Origin of the sequence: Aeromonas sp. 603607 (genome assembly GCF_049171595.1) — a bacterium.
Lineage (GTDB): Bacteria > Pseudomonadota > Gammaproteobacteria > Enterobacterales > Aeromonadaceae > Aeromonas > Aeromonas veronii.
Window position 1 is genome coordinate 52,837 of record NZ_JAAKOV010000023.1, and the last position, 14,177, is coordinate 67,013.

The 14,177-nt window shown below is 60.3% G+C and carries 14 protein-coding genes and 1 pseudogene; 10 read left to right on the plus strand and 5 right to left on the minus strand.

Annotated features, from left to right (window positions below; translation table 11 throughout):
• Positions 1–124: 124 nt before the first annotated feature.
• The 5 genes from G5315_RS18840 to G5315_RS18860 all read left to right on the plus strand — a co-directional run bounded on the left by G5315_RS18840 (position 125) and on the right by G5315_RS18860 (position 4,294).
• Positions 125–790 (plus strand): GntR family transcriptional regulator, encoded by a 666-nt coding sequence (locus G5315_RS18840; RefSeq protein ID WP_005340138.1) that lies wholly within the window; start codon positions 125–127, stop codon positions 788–790.
• 33 nt (positions 791–823) lie between these two features.
• Positions 824–2,626: an aminopeptidase P family protein gene (locus G5315_RS18845; RefSeq protein WP_421312870.1), complete on the plus strand. Its 1,803-nt coding sequence runs from the start codon at positions 824–826 to the stop codon at positions 2,624–2,626.
• Between the two features lie 87 nt (positions 2,627–2,713).
• Positions 2,714–3,118, plus strand: coding sequence for a nitrous oxide-stimulated promoter family protein (locus G5315_RS18850; protein WP_216952788.1), 405 nt, complete (start codon positions 2,714–2,716; stop codon positions 3,116–3,118).
• 112 nt (positions 3,119–3,230) lie between these two features.
• Entirely contained in the window at positions 3,231–3,707 is a 477-nt protein-coding gene (locus G5315_RS18855; RefSeq protein ID WP_139405189.1) for a GNAT family N-acetyltransferase, read from the plus strand.
• Positions 3,708–3,826: 119 nt separating this feature from the next.
• Complete coding sequence (locus tag G5315_RS18860) at positions 3,827–4,294, plus strand: glycine zipper 2TM domain-containing protein (protein ID WP_201952827.1); 468 nt, start codon at positions 3,827–3,829, stop codon at positions 4,292–4,294.
• Positions 4,295–4,376: 82 nt separating this feature from the next.
• On the opposite strand, the gene amt is transcribed toward G5315_RS18860, so the two are convergent.
• Positions 4,377–5,804 carry an ammonium transporter gene (amt, locus tag G5315_RS18865; protein WP_103252255.1) on the minus strand — a complete coding sequence of 476 codons (1,428 nt, stop codon included), beginning with the start codon at positions 5,802–5,804 and terminating at the stop codon, positions 4,377–4,379.
• A gap of 504 nt (positions 5,805–6,308) precedes the next feature.
• On the opposite strand from amt, the gene G5315_RS18870 reads away from it, so the two are divergent.
• Positions 6,309–7,232: a GGDEF domain-containing protein gene (locus G5315_RS18870; protein WP_216979592.1), complete on the plus strand. Its 924-nt coding sequence runs from the start codon at positions 6,309–6,311 to the stop codon at positions 7,230–7,232.
• Positions 7,233–7,323: 91 nt separating this feature from the next.
• Here the strand turns inward: G5315_RS18870 and G5315_RS18875 are convergent, their stop codons facing one another.
• Positions 7,324–7,947, minus strand: a complete 624-nt coding sequence (locus G5315_RS18875; protein ID WP_266134616.1) for an outer membrane beta-barrel protein — start codon at positions 7,945–7,947, stop codon at positions 7,324–7,326.
• 251 nt (positions 7,948–8,198) lie between these two features.
• Here G5315_RS18875 and G5315_RS18880 point away from each other — a divergent pair, with 251 nt between their 5' ends.
• Entirely contained in the window at positions 8,199–8,837 is a 639-nt protein-coding gene (locus tag G5315_RS18880) for an exopolysaccharide biosynthesis protein (RefSeq protein WP_227341498.1), read from the plus strand.
• 66 nt (positions 8,838–8,903) lie between these two features.
• Here G5315_RS18880 and G5315_RS18885 read toward each other — a convergent pair whose 3' ends face one another.
• Positions 8,904–9,959 (minus strand): amino acid permease, encoded by a 1,056-nt coding sequence (locus G5315_RS18885; RefSeq protein WP_227341499.1) that lies wholly within the window; start codon positions 9,957–9,959, stop codon positions 8,904–8,906.
• A gap of 690 nt (positions 9,960–10,649) precedes the next feature.
• The gene (locus G5315_RS18890) at positions 10,650–11,540 is read right to left on the minus strand and encodes a diguanylate cyclase (protein ID WP_421333706.1); all 891 of its coding nucleotides are present in this window, start codon (positions 11,538–11,540) and stop codon (positions 10,650–10,652) included.
• A 349-nt stretch (positions 11,541–11,889) separates the two neighbouring features.
• Here G5315_RS18890 and G5315_RS18895 point away from each other — a divergent pair, with 349 nt between their 5' ends.
• Together G5315_RS18895 and G5315_RS18900 are read left to right on the plus strand one after the other, a co-directional pair.
• Entirely contained in the window at positions 11,890–12,207 is a 318-nt protein-coding gene (locus tag G5315_RS18895) for a DUF6968 family protein (protein WP_058056329.1), read from the plus strand.
• Between the two features lie 23 nt (positions 12,208–12,230).
• Positions 12,231–12,866, plus strand: coding sequence for a Vat family streptogramin A O-acetyltransferase (locus G5315_RS18900; RefSeq protein WP_421257788.1), 636 nt, complete (start codon positions 12,231–12,233; stop codon positions 12,864–12,866).
• Between the two features lie 89 nt (positions 12,867–12,955).
• Here G5315_RS18900 and G5315_RS18905 read toward each other — a convergent pair whose 3' ends face one another.
• Positions 12,956–13,537, minus strand: a complete 582-nt coding sequence (locus G5315_RS18905; RefSeq protein ID WP_257725757.1) for a penicillin-binding protein activator LpoB — start codon at positions 13,535–13,537, stop codon at positions 12,956–12,958.
• A gap of 287 nt (positions 13,538–13,824) precedes the next feature.
• Here G5315_RS18905 and G5315_RS18910 point away from each other — a divergent pair.
• Positions 13,825–14,103 (plus strand): annotated as a pseudogene (locus G5315_RS18910) (GNAT family N-acetyltransferase); the annotation flags it as partial.
• Positions 14,104–14,177 lie beyond the last annotated feature (74 nt).

The window sequence follows — 14,177 nt, forward strand, 5'->3', positions numbered from 1 at the left end:
CCCCGAACGCCGCCATCGCCCCCGTTAAAGGGGCCAAAACCTTGCCTTTGCCTGTTGTGACAGGTTAGATTCAGCCAAACTTTATACAATATACAATTCTGTAACGCCCAATCGTGACCCGGCCATGACCCCACCCTACAAGACCCGAACCCAGATGGTGATGGAAAACCTCCGTGGCCGGATCCTCCGTGGGGAGTTCCCCGCTGGCGCCCCCTTGCGTCAGGATGCCATTGCCAAAGAGCTGGCAGTGAGCCGCATTCCGGTGCGCGAAGCCCTGATGCAGCTGGAAGCGCAGGGGCTGGTGAAGTTCGAAGCCCATCGCGGCGCCGTGGTCACCATGCTGGACGCCTCGGCCATTGAAGAGCTCTTTTATTTGCGAGCGCTGCTGGAAGCCGATACCCTGTTTCACGCCGTCGACAAGATGACGGAAGCCACCTTCGCGCAAGCGGAGGCGATCCTCGCCCAGTTTGATCACGCCCTGGAGTCAGGCACCCAGATCGAACATTGGGCCGAGTTGAACCACAGCTTTCACGCCACCCTCTATCAGGCAGCCGGTCGCCCCCAGGCACTTGAACTGATCGCCCAGATCAATCTGAGCTGTGACCGCTATGTCCGCTTCGAGCTGCTGTTTGCCAGCGACGGCGTGGACAAGGCGGAGCGTGAACACGCCCAATTGCTGGAACTGTGCCGCGCCCGGCGCAAGCACGAGGCGGTGGTGCTGCTCAGGCAGCATATCGAAGCGGCGGGTCAGTCGATCAAGCGGATCCTGGCCAGCGGCCATAAAAACTGAACACTCATATAGCAACCATCTGGCACTAACGACATGAATAATTTCGAGATAATTGAAACCCGCGTCGCCCAAGTCAGGGCCGAGCTGGCCATGCAGGAGTTGGACGCCTTTATCGTCCCCCACGATGATGAGCACCTCGGCGAGTACATCCCCGCCTACGCCGAGCGGCTTGACTGGATCACCGGTTTCAACGGCTCTGCCGGCGTCGCCATCATCATGGCCCAGCGGGCAGCCCTCTTTGTCGATGGTCGCTATACGGTGCAGGCGCGGATGCAAACCCCCGCCGAACTGTTCGAATTCCTCCACCTCATTGAAAATCCCCATGTGCAGTGGCTGGCCGAGCAGCTGCCGTCAGGCTCCCGAGTTGGCTTCGATGCCCGTCTGCACAGCCTGACCTGGTACAAGAATGCCAAGGCCATGCTGGCCGACCGCGGTATCGAGCTGATCCGCGTCGAGCAGAACCCCATCGACCTGAACTGGAGCGATCGCCCGGAGCCGACCAAGAGCCCGGTCATCCTCTACAGCGAGGAGCTGGCGGGCCAGTCCAGCCAGTCCAAACGTGAACAGCTGGCGGCCGACCTGCGCAAGCGCGGGCTGGATGCCGTGCTGCTGACCCAGGCCGAGCCCATCAACTGGCTGCTCAACCTGCGCGGCCGCGACATCGACCGGCTGCCGGTGGTGCTGGGCTTTGCGGTGCTCTACGCCAACACCAGCATGGATTTCTTCGTCGATACCGACAAAATTGACTGCTTCGCCTTCACCCAACACGTGGGGCAGGATGTCTCCGTCTACCCCATCGACAAGCTGGGCGACGTGTTGCAGCGCATCGGTGAAGATCAGCAGAAGGTGCTGGCCGATCCGGACAGCGCCAACGCCTGGACCCAGCTCGTCATGGAAGAGGCGGGCGCCATTCTGGTGGCAGGGCAAGACCCCACCATGCTGCCGAAAGCGTGCAAGAACGAGATCGAGCTGACCGGCATGCGTGCCGCTCACCTGCGCGATGGCGTGGCCATGACCCGCTTCCTCGCCTGGCTGGATCGGCTGGTTGCCTCCGGCGAGTTCGAGGGAGTGGATGAAGGCACCCTGGCCGATCAGGTGGAAGCGTTCCGCCGCGAGCAGGAGCACTACGTCGAGCCGAGCTTCGACACCATCTCGGCACTCGGCCCCAACGCCGCCATGTGCCACTACCACCACACCAACGGCACTCCCCGTGCGTTTGGTCAGGACAGCCTCTATCTGCTGGACTCCGGTGGCCAATACATGGATGGCACCACCGACATCACCCGCACCATCAAGGTGGGTGAGGTGAGCGACGAGCAGAAAGCGATGTTTACCCGCGTATTGCAGGGCCATATCGCGCTGGATCAGGCCCGCTTCCCCCGCGGCACCGCCGGTATCCAGCTCGACGTGCTGGCCCGCATGCCGCTGTGGCAAGCCGGTTACAACTACGACCACGGCACCGGCCACGGCGTCGGCCACTTCCTGAGTGTCCACGAAGGGCCCCAGCGCATCGCGCCGAAAGGGAGCATGGTCGCCCTGCAACCGGGCATGGTGCTCTCCAACGAGCCGGGCTACTACCGTGAAGATGGCTTCGGCATCCGTTGCGAGAACCTGGTAGTCGTGACCGAGCTGGAACAGGTTGGCGAGCTGCCGATGCTGGGCTTCGAGCGTCTGACCTACGTGCCGTTCGATACCCGCCTGATCGACCGCAGCCTGCTGAGCCCGGCCGAATTCCGCTGGATCAACGAATACCACGTCGAGGTGTTCCGCCGCCTGAGCCCGCTGCTCGAGGGCGAGGATCTCGCCTGGCTGGAGCAGGCAACCAGCCTCATCTGATGACACAGGGCCTGCGGGCCCTGTTTTTTATCCCCCCTTTTGACCTGTATCAACACCCCATGCGAGCGGGTCAGGAGAATGGCGGCCATGAAAAGTCATCATGCCCACCCAGCCCGGGGCTCACACGCCGCAGCCAGCAAAAAGGCGAGTGACCATCCCAGACTCATGCGCGAGCAGCAGACGGTCAGCGCCATGATCCGCCTCTACTGCCAGCACCATCATCAGGATCCCCATTGCCGCCACTGTCGCCAGTTGCGGGATTTCGCCCATCAGCGCCTTCGTCGCTGCCGTTATGGCCACGGCCACAAACCCACCTGCGCCAACTGCAATATCCACTGCTACGCACCGGCGATGCGCAAACAGATCCAGCAGGTGATGAAGTGGAGCGGCCCGCGCATGTTGCTGCGCCACCCCTGGCTCACCCTCCGCCATCTGCTCGACGGCTTGCGCAAGGCTCCCAAACTGCCCCACAGCAGACCGCTGCCGCCATAACCGCCAATCCCTTGCATCCGGCAGGGGATGACCACTACCCTATGACTCCTTTTCTGCCGTTGGCCCCAAGGTCAGCGGCGTTGCCGATCCGTTTGCTGCCGATGGAGTCCTGATGCACCACAACCCGCCCCTGCTACGCACCGCCACCCACAATGACATGCACGCCATCTGGCAGATCGATGCCAAAGTCTTTGGTGAAGATGTCTATCCCGCCTTCTTCTTCCGTCAGGCGATGGATTTATGGCCCGAGTTGTTGCTGGTGGCCGAATACGAGGGGCAACTGGTGGGTTATGTGCTGGGTGGCTTTGGTCAGGAGCGGTCGCAAGGCTGGGTGCTCTCGCTGGCGGTGCTGCCCGAGGCGCGCGGTTTCGGCCTCGCGGAGCGGATGATGCGCCAGATGGAGGCCAACCAGCAGGCGCTGCAGATCAGCGAACTGCGGCTCACGGTCGATCCGGCCAATCCGGCCCAGCGCCTCTACTACCGTCTTGGCTATCAACTGGTTGAAGAGGTCGCCGACTACTTCGGCCCCGGCGAGGATCGGCTTGTGCTGGTTAAAACCCTCTCCGGTACAGCTGCGATTCAAGGATAAAACCGGTTACAGAACGCATAATTGGTTACATTTTGCCGATTTCATGTCCCGCTTGCTTGGAGTAAAGTTCAATTCATCAAACTGATTGTTTGAATTCTATTCAGCCTTGGAGGCCCATCATGTTGAAACGTATGACCCTTATTGCCCTGCTGGCCGCCACTACCGTCACCGGTTGCGCCAACAGCGATGTCTACTCTGGCGATGTCTACACCAAAGACCGTGCCAAACAGGTACAAACCGTAAGCTATGGCACCATCATCTCCACCCGCCCGGTGAAGATCCAGGCTGATGAAAACTCCCTGCTCGGCACTATTGGCGGCGCCGTGGTCGGCGGCCTGCTAGGCAGCACCATAGGCGGCGGCACCGGCCGTGATATCGCCACAGCAGGTGGTGCCATTGCAGGCGCGGCAGCCGGCAAGGCCGCTGGCGACAAACTCAACCAGGTCGACGGGGTCGAGCTGGAGATCAAGAAAGAGAACGGCGAAGCCATCGTGGTGGTACAAAAAGCCAGCCCCACCTTCGTGCCGGGCGCGCGGGTACGCATGACCCAGGGCAATGGCAGCATCAACGTGGCCGTCGTGAATTAAGCGTGTGAACCAAGGTTTCGCCACCCTCGAGCCATAAAAAAACCGCCGGTTCCGGCGGTTTTTTGTTGTCTGACGTTCGGGATTACATGCTGTAAGCCTTCTCGCCGTGGGAGGTGACATCCAGCCCTTCCCGCTCGGCATCGCCATTGACCCTCAGCCCGATCAGCATGTCGACCGCCTTGAAGGCAATCGCCGCCACGGCACCGGACCAGAGCAGGGTGACACCGACCCCGATGGCCTGGATCTTCACCTGAGTCAGGATGGAGTAGCCCTCGGCAACCTGATTGGTGACATAGTCCCACACCCCGGTGCCGCCCAGATCCGGGCTGGCAAAGACGCCGGTCAGCAGGGCGCCGAGAATGCCGCACACCCCGTGCAGACCGAAGACATCCAGGCTGTCATCGGCCCCCAGCAGACGCTTGAGACCGTGGACGCCCCACAGACCGGCCACACCACTGACAAGACCCATCACCAGCGCGCCACCGACACCGACAAACCCGGCCGCCGGGGTGATCATCACCAGACCGGACACCGCTCCGGACGCCGCACCCAGCAGGGAGGGACGCCCCTTCATCACCCACTCGGCCAACGTCCATGACAGAGCTGCCGCAGCCGGTGCCACCCAGGTGTTGATAAAGGCGAGCGCAGCCACCCCGTTGGCTTCCAGCGCGGAGCCCGCGTTGAAACCGAACCAGCCGAACCAGAGCAGGGAGGCGCCGATCATGGTCATGGTCAGGCTGTGGGGGGTCATGGGATCACGACCGTAGCCCAGACGCTTGCCCACCAGATAGGCCCCCACCAGACCCGCCACGGCGGCGTTGATGTGCACCACGGTGCCGCCAGCAAAGTCCAGCGCACCATGCTGGAACAGATACCCGGCAGTTGCGGTCGCGGTTGCTGCGGCTTCGGCGCTGGTATAGGCATCCGGACCCGCCCAATACCACACCATATGAGCCAGCGGGATATAGGCGAAGGTGAACCAGATCACCGAGAAGAGCAGCACGGCGGCAAACTTGATGCGCTCGGCAAACGCTCCCACGATAAGGCCGCAGGTGATGGCGGCAAAGGCCCCCTGGAACACCACATAGATCAGCTCGCTGATCCCGACACCCTTGCTGAAGGTGGCGGCGATGGAGTCAGGGGTCACCCCCTTGAGCAGCACCTTGCTGAAGGAGCCGTAGAAATTGCCCCCCTCGGTAAAGGCCAGTGAATAACCGTAAATTACCCAGAGCACGCAGATAAGGCAGAACAGGGTAAAGACCTGCATCAGCACGCTCAGCATATTCTTGGCCCGCACCAGACCACCGTAGAAGAGGGCCAGACCGGGGATCGACATCAGGATCACCAGCGCCGCCGAGAGCAGCATCCAGGTGTTGTCACCCTTGTTGATTGTCATGGCGGCAACCGGAGCCACCGCCGCCTGTACCTGAGCGACCTCTTCGGCCCAACTTGGGGTAACCAGCAAGGCAGGCAACATCGTCAGACCCGCCATCATCCATTTTTTGACCATAGAGCACTCTCCTTCCCTGTCGTACCGGTACAAGACCGGCTCCGTTTCCCTGATTGAATCTGTGGCGAACCGCAAGGTGTTGCTGCAACCCGCCAGAATCACACCCGCGCCCGGCACGGGGATGCCTCTTGCCACTTCCTCATCACTGCGTCTGCCGCCGATGAGCGCAAGAGACCGTCTGACATGTAAAAAGCATAAAGTGGGCCATAATTTTAAATCCTTAAAAATCATTAAATTAACTATCTCAGCCATCGCTAACGCACCAAAATGGCGCACGCTCTGCGCTAACCGGTACTGAACCGCCCTGTCACAGGGCAGGGCATGGCCGGCGCACCACAAATGCGCAAATCCTGAACCAGCCCACAAGCTGAAGCCCTCGATATCGCGCGCTGCGGGCCAACTCGTTTACACTGGCAGACCAGCCGTTTCTGTTATCCGACTACGGCATACCATTACGCAGTGCCTTGTTTGCAACGTGATGGCGGGCACAATCCGAGGAACACCATGCAGTTTGATCGTCTCGATATCAGCCTCTCCCACTACCATCAGCTCGATCGGGAGCATCGTTCCCACATCTTGTTGCTGGGAGGATTGATGCTGGCCATCATGACCCTTCATCTGTTGCTGCTGCCCCACTTCCCCTACGAGCGCTTTTACGCCGTCAGCTTTGGCTTCGAGGTGATCAACTGGCTCACCATGCTGTTCCTGTTCTGGGTGGTGCAGTGCGCCCACCTGCCCACCCACACCTACCGCATGCTCTCCTGCGGTCTGATGCTGTGGATCATGGGGGCCACCGCCGACATCATGGATGAGCTGGTGGCGCAGCCGCTCTGGCTCGCCATCTATGCCGAGGATCTGCTGCGCTCCAGCGGCATCCTGCTCAGCAGCATCGGCATCCTGAGCACCATGCACCACCTCTTTCATATCAATACCCGGCTCAGAGAGCAGGCGCTGTTTGACGATCTGACCAAGCTGCCAAACCGGCGCTACTTTCATCAGCAGCTGTTTCTGGAGCAAGGGGTTTGCCATGCCCTCATCCTGCTGGACCTGGATCACTTCAAGCGGATCAATGACAACTACGGCCACGATATCGGGGATCGGGTGCTGCAGCAGTTTGGCGAGCTGTTGCAACAGCACTGCCCACCGGGTGCGCTGGCGGCCCGTGTCGGTGGTGAAGAGTTTGCCCTGCTGCTGCCCGTCGCTCACGAAGCCGATTTGCAGCAACTGACCAACACCCTGCTCACTGCGACCCGCACCATAGCCCCCGACCCGACCCATACCATGACGGTCAGTCTGGGGATGGGGATCCGCGAGCCCGGGGAGCCGGCCGTCTCGCTGTTCAAACGGGTGGATCAGGCGCTTTATGGCGCCAAGGAGGCGGGTAGAAACTGCGCGGTATGGGCGACGCCGACTAATAAAGAGGCGTGAAGAGCTGCCGGTTGATTGCCGGTCACTGCGGAACATTGCTGCTGAAACAGGGGCCCAGGGGCCCCTGTTTTATGGGGGGAAATCCCCCCGCCTAAAAGCGGAAGGTAAGACCGAGATTGGCCTGCCACTGGGTCACCAGCTCCCCGCGTACCTTGAACACGCACTGCTCCGGGTTGCAGAGAAACTGGTTGTTGTCGTTAACCAGCGAGCCATAACCGCGCACCTCGGCCCGCAGCGCCAGATGCTCGGCGAGGCGCGGTTGCACCCCGAGCGCCAGCGACATGGAAGGGGTCACCTCGCTGTCGTAAGCGGCAAAGCGGGTCACCCCGATCCCGGCGCCGATATAGGGCGCCATCAGGTTGTCAGAGAGGGTCAGAGCACCGGCAAAGTGCAGGATGTCCACCGTCAGGCGATCCGGCTGGTCGGGAGAGAGGGTGGTGGACTGATGGCTGTAGAGCAGCTCGATCATGCCCGGATCATCCACCTCCTTGCTGATAAAGAGACCCCAACTGCCAGAGCCCTGCCCCTGCAGTGAATCGAGCGAGGCCGAGCGCGAGACCGGCTGCACCACCTCGTCACTCTTCTCGAAGTCGATGGCTGAGCTGTAGCCGAAAAACGGCGTCACCTGCCAACCGGATGTGGTTGCTGCCTCACTACTCCAGGCCTGACCCAGTGGCAGCAACAGCCCCATCATCACTATCCCGGCTCTCTTCATCATCATCCCCTGCTCCCTGTGTGATTGTGCAGAAAGCATACCAGAGGCGTCCTAGGCCCATCCTAAACGGCGGCTGTACCGGATCACTTTCATGGGGGGGATCACACTCATCGATGGCGCGGCAAAGCAGTACCATTGTGGCCTTGCCGTACTCCCCGCCACCATTCATCGACGGTTAACCTCTGCCACGTATGCTGGCGCCAAAGCGGGTCATAGGGACCAGTCATCACCACTCAGAAGGACATCAGGGAATGGTTGCCGCGCAACTTCACGACCCCCAAACCACCCTCGCGGATACCCTGCGGGCCACCGCGCACGCCATCGACGAAAGCCACATCAGCCTGCGCCAGATGCTGGAGCTGGTGGGCGAACAGGGCATGCTGCTGTTTTGCGTGCTGCTCACCGTCCCCTTTCTGTTGCCGGTCTCCATCCCCGGTGTCAGCACCCCGTTTGGCCTGCTGATCCTTTTTATCGGTATAGGCATCACCCTCAACCGGGTGCCCTGGCTACCCGCCATCCTGATGGAGCGCCGCTTCGCTGCCGACCAGCTCAAGCCGACCCTGCACAAGGGGGCAGATCTGCTGGCCCGTGTCGATCGCGTTATCCGCCCGCGTCTGCTGGTGCTGACCGGCAGCAGCACGGTCAACCGCTGCAACGGTCTGCTGATCATGCTGGCCGCCCTGCTGCTGATGCTACCCCTGGGCGCCATCCCCTTCACCAACGCCATGCCTGCCTGGGCCATCCTGCTGCTGGCCACCGGCATGTTGCAGCGGGACGGTCTGTTCGTTGCCAGCGGCTATCTGCTGGTAAGCGCAACCCTGGTCTGGTTCAGCGTGCTGGCCCTCGGCTTGCTGATGGCGGGCCAGAGCGCCACCGGCCTGCTCGGCTAACCCCGATGCACAGAAAAAGGGCGACCAGATGGTCGCCCTTTTGGATTTGTGCGGGATACTGCCCGGTCAAAGCAGATCGTAGATAAGGGCCGAGATGGCAAGCAGCCCCATCACCAACACAAAAAGGGTACTCGGCCCGCGATAACGCTTGAGTGCGGGCAAGCGATAGATGGAGCAGGCTGGCAGCAGAAACAGGATCACCGCGATCAGCGGGCCACTGACGCGCTCGATGATGTCGAGCACATTGGGGTTCAGATAGGTGATGAGGGCGGTCACCATAAACAGGATCACCGACGACACCCGGGCGATGGTCGACTCCTTGAGGGAGAGCCCCAGCCCCTGACAGGCACCGCTCACCATGCTCACAGTCCCCTCGCTAACCCCCATGGAGGTGCCGAGGAAGGATTTGGACATGGCCAGAATGGCGATAAGCGGCCCTACATAGGCGATCAGCGGATTGGAAAACTTGTTCGCCAGCGCCGACAGCACCGAGATATTGTCGGTGCGGGCCAGCGCCATCTCGGCCTGACTCAGGCTCATCACGCAGCTCACCACGAAGAAGAGCACGCTGCCGCAAATCAACATGCTGCTGTACTTGATGATCCGCTTGGCACGCAGGTCGGCACTCTCCTGACAGCGCTTTTTCTGCGCCGCACTGAAGGAGGAGATAATGGGCGCATGGCTGAAAGAGAACACCATCACCGGCACGATCAGCCAGAGGGATTTCCAGAACGCCGGGTCACGCCACTCCACTGCCTGACTCTCTGTGAAATAGGAGAGGCTCCACTGGGGCAGCAGATAGATGGAGAGGCCAATCAGAAAGGCGACCATCGGCAGAGCCAGCACGCTGATGGCCGACACCACGATCTGTTTGCCGGCCAGCAGGATCAGATGCAGACCCAGCATCACCCCCAGCACCAGCAAGCCGCGGGGAAGCGCGGCATCCCCCAGCTGATGTACCACGAAGCTCTGGATCGCATTGGTGATGGAGATGCTGTAAACCAGAATGATGGGGTAGAAGGCCATCAGATAGACCAGCATCAGCAGCTTGCCCGCCCTGGCACCGAAGTGCTCCTCCACCACATGGGTGATATCCCCCTCCTTATGGGAACTGGAGAGCACAAAGCGGCTCAATGCCCGGTGGGAATAATAAGAAAGCGGAAAAGCCAGCAATAATATAAACAGCAAAATAACCGGGGAATTACTGCCGACAGTAATAGGGAGAAATAACGTACCGGCACCAACAGCAGTGGCATATAAGCCCATGGTCCATACCGAATCGCTTTTCTCCCATTTCAATTTTGAAACAGGGTGACTCTTTTCAGCAATAGAAACACTCATTGCAATATATACCTTATTAGTCTGTCATCATTATTTTTATTGGCCCGAATAACAGGCTGGCGATATGTCATGGCAGATCGCCCTGTTCGTGAAAGAACAACGCCGCCAGTAGCCAACAGGGCCACCGGAGGGAAACGGAGCTGCCACGCTACCATCGTTGAAATCGCCAACCTGGTCAAGGTTAATAATTCATGACCGTTTGAATCGGATTGTTTCAAAAGACAATGAAATGTGTCACATTCGTCATCCAGAACCAGATCCAAACCCTTTTGATAACATACCGATAAAACCTCATCCTGTTGCCCAACAACAAAAATAAGACCAGCGATCAGGCCGATAATATTAACACCTTAAGCTGTGGAATATCAGTGAAATAATACGGCCAACTTTTCTACTAATTGACAGTGATGTCAGCCAATTTATTTATGGCAAAAGGAAAGGTGATGTCTGCCAATAACAGGACCAATCAGCTCAGCGTGCCGGGCAGTGTGCCACCCGGTTGCGCCCTGCCCGCTTGGCCTGATAGAGCCACTCGTCGGCCCGGGCCAGCGCCTGATTGATCTCCTCCTCCGGCTGCACCAGGGTTGTGCCCAGACTGACCGTGATGGCGACCGGATCGGCAGGCAATGCTTCGACAGCGGCACGGATCTGCTCCGCCATCTGCAGCAAACCGGCCTCATCGATCCGTGGCAACAGGATAAGAAACTCCTCGCCGCCGCTGCGCACAAAGAGATCGTCCGTCCGCAACAGGGCATCGATGCAGCCACTGAATCGCTGCAAGGCCCGATCTCCCTGCTGATGGCCGTAGTGATCGTTGATCTGCTTGAAGTGATCGATGTCGAGCATGATAAGGCCACAGGGCGCCTCCCCTGTCCGCAGCGGCTGGCAGTGCTCGAAGAAGAAGCGGCGGTTGTAGAGACCGGTCAGCTGATCGGTCTCGCTCTGGCGCTGCAGTCGCTGCTGCAACTCGTACTGGCGGGTAATATTGCGAGTCACCCAGGCCACCGCCCGCTTGCCGTCATAGAGGGAGGGCAGCGGGGCAATCTTGCCCTCGAAGCGTTGTACCCCCTGCGGCCCGACGGCGGCATTGATCCCCCCCACCTCGGCTGCTGATAGCTCATACTCCACCACCCGCACCTGACCGCTCGCCAGTGACTCGGCAACCTGTGCCTTGACCCACATGGCCATCTCGGGTGGCAGCACATCGGCCAGTTGCTTGCCCGCCAGCGGATTGCCATCGTGATAGGATTGCTGCTCCATGCCGCCGATATATTCCACGTAATAACCATCTTCACTGAGGATGAAGATGGGATCTGGCAGTTGGGCCATCACTTCATAAAGCTGGGTTACCGAAAGCGCCACGGAGACTCCTGTACGTTAGGGTCAAACAGGGGGAGATATTCTGCCTTAAAAGGACTCACTCGCCCTCATCGGCAACGGAGAAAAATCTGCCGTCATAGCCAACAACCCTTTACATCTAGCAGCATGCAGACGTCTCGGCCAGCAAGGATTGCCTGCGCCCACCGCCGCTCTGACTTGCGACCGTTCGCAGTGGCGGATGGCCCCTCCCTCGCTCAATGATATCTCATTGTTTCAACTCACAAGTTCATTTACGCTGGCCGTCACGAGTCCAGTTTTCACCTCATCAGCCATCAGGAACGCCAGCCCCCCCGCAACCGCAGGGGCTGTACCACGGAAAAGGAATCGCTAGATGAAAAACGCCATCGTTACCGCCCGCTTCGACGCTATCAGTACCGAAGGGGAACAGCTCACCCTCAAGATCGCCATCAAGGCCCCCGAGCCGGATCCCAAGTCCGCCAGCGGTGACTGGCGCTGCAAGGTGAAGCTGGCGGGGCTGAGCGACAAAACCTTTATCTACGGCATCGACAGCCTGCAGGCCCTGAGCCTCGCCATCAAGTTTGTCGAAACTGAACTGCGCGCCTTCTCCGATGCGGGCTGGCAATTCTATCTGCCAGGCTGCCCCGATCACCCTATCGACATGAGCGCCTGCTACTTCCCGGCGCTCTAGCCCGGCCAACCCTAGGAGCCCGGATGCACGGACCCGACCCCGCCAATCCCCACCCCATGAATGGCTTCCCCCAGGTGTGTTTTATCAAGAACACCATCAAGGGGCCCAATATCGAGGTGGGTGACTACACCTATTACGACGACCCGGAGGATTCGGCGGGCTTCGAGCGCAACGTCCTCTACCACTTCCCCTTCATCGGCGACAAGCTCATCATCGGCAAGTTCTGCGCCATCGCCCGCGGGGTGAAGTTCATCATGAACGGCGCCAACCACCAGACCTCCGGCTTCTCCACCTACCCCTTCTTTATCTTCGGCAACGGTTGGGAGAGCGCCGCCCCCGCCCCGGGCAGCCTCCCCTACAAGGGCGATACCGTGATCGGCAACGATGTCTGGATTGGCTATGAGGCTCTGATCATGCCGGGGGTAAAGGTCGGCAACGGCGCCATTATCGCCGCCCGCTCCGTGGTCACCGGTGACGTGCCCGCCTACGCCGTGGTCGGCGGCAACCCGGCCAAAGTGATCCGCTACCGCTTCGACGACGACACCATCGCCCGTCTCAACGCCATCGCCTGGTGGGACTGGCCGGTGGAGCAGATCAGCCGCAACCTGCCGCTCATCAGCGGCGGCGAGATAGCCGCGCTGGAAGCGGCAATCCGCTAGAGACAAGCCCCATCAGGCATAGGGCCAGAAATGAGAAGAGGGTTGAGCGTACAGGCACTCAACCCTCTTTTTGATTGGTCGCAGACCGCTCAGTGGCTGGCGGAGCGACTACCGCTCCAGATCAGCTCGCCGCTGCGCAGCTCCATCAGGGTCATCGACAACCGATAACGGCTCCCCTCTGTCACCAGATCCCCGTAGAGCATGTAGCCGGCGCCGGTCTGACGGCCAAGCCGCACAAGGGAGGCCGGGTTCATCCTGCCCTGCTGATACTCCAGCTGGCCGGTGATGGCTGCCACCTGCCCTTGGTCGACAAAGTGAAAACCGCTCTTGCTCTGGATGCGCTTGCTCATGGCCGCCGCCATGGCGCGGGTGTCCACCGGCTCGCCGGTGCCGTTCTGGGGCGGGGTGAGCAGCAGCACCGGCTGACCGGTTTGCGCCAGCTCCCGCACCTCGGGGGCCTGCACAAAGAGATCGGCCATGGCCTGCGCCAGTCCGGTCGGCGCCACCGGCTTGGGCTGAACGTCCCCGCTATCCGGTTTGGTCACCGGCTTGTCCGGCTGGCTCACTGGCTGATCGGGTTCACTGACAGGAGCCTGAGTACCACCGTAGGGATTGACCGCACAACCGCCCAGCAGCAGGGCCCCCACCATCAACAAGGAACGCAGCTTCATCTTTTCTCTCCGCCAGAAATCCGTAAACGGGCATCAACACATGCCCGCATGGCGGAGCCCCTGCCCCGCATCCTCCTTATGCTAGGGACAAACCCCGGCGGGGTCGATACGCCCACCACCACAGGGCGACAGAGACTGGCGAACCTGGGCCCACGAAAAAGCTGGCACGGCTCCACCCGATTCCGTTAGGGTAGTGTCGGTAAAACATCAACAGTAACGCAGCGGTAAGCCCGGCGCACAACACGTCGCAACCCGACAGAGATCATCACACTCAAGCAGGAAGCACTATGCAACTCACCCCACCCCAACCGCCTCAGGACGATGAGATCGAAGCGCTGCGCATTGGCCTCTCGGGCTTCAACAAGGATCACGCCGGCACCCATCTGCGCGAGCGGATCGCAAGCTTTATCAAGGATAAAGAGGGCAAGGTACACGGCGGCATCATCGCCGACATCAAGTGGGGCTGGCTGCATGTTGACTGGCTCTGGATCGACGAAAGCATCCGCCGCGATGGCTGGGGCGGCCGCCTGCTGGGCGCCATGGAGCAGTACGCCCAAAGCAAAGGCTCTGTCCCAATTACGTGTTGAAAGGCTAATCTTGAAGTAGGCCATCACCTTGAGGTCTACCATCATGGATACCC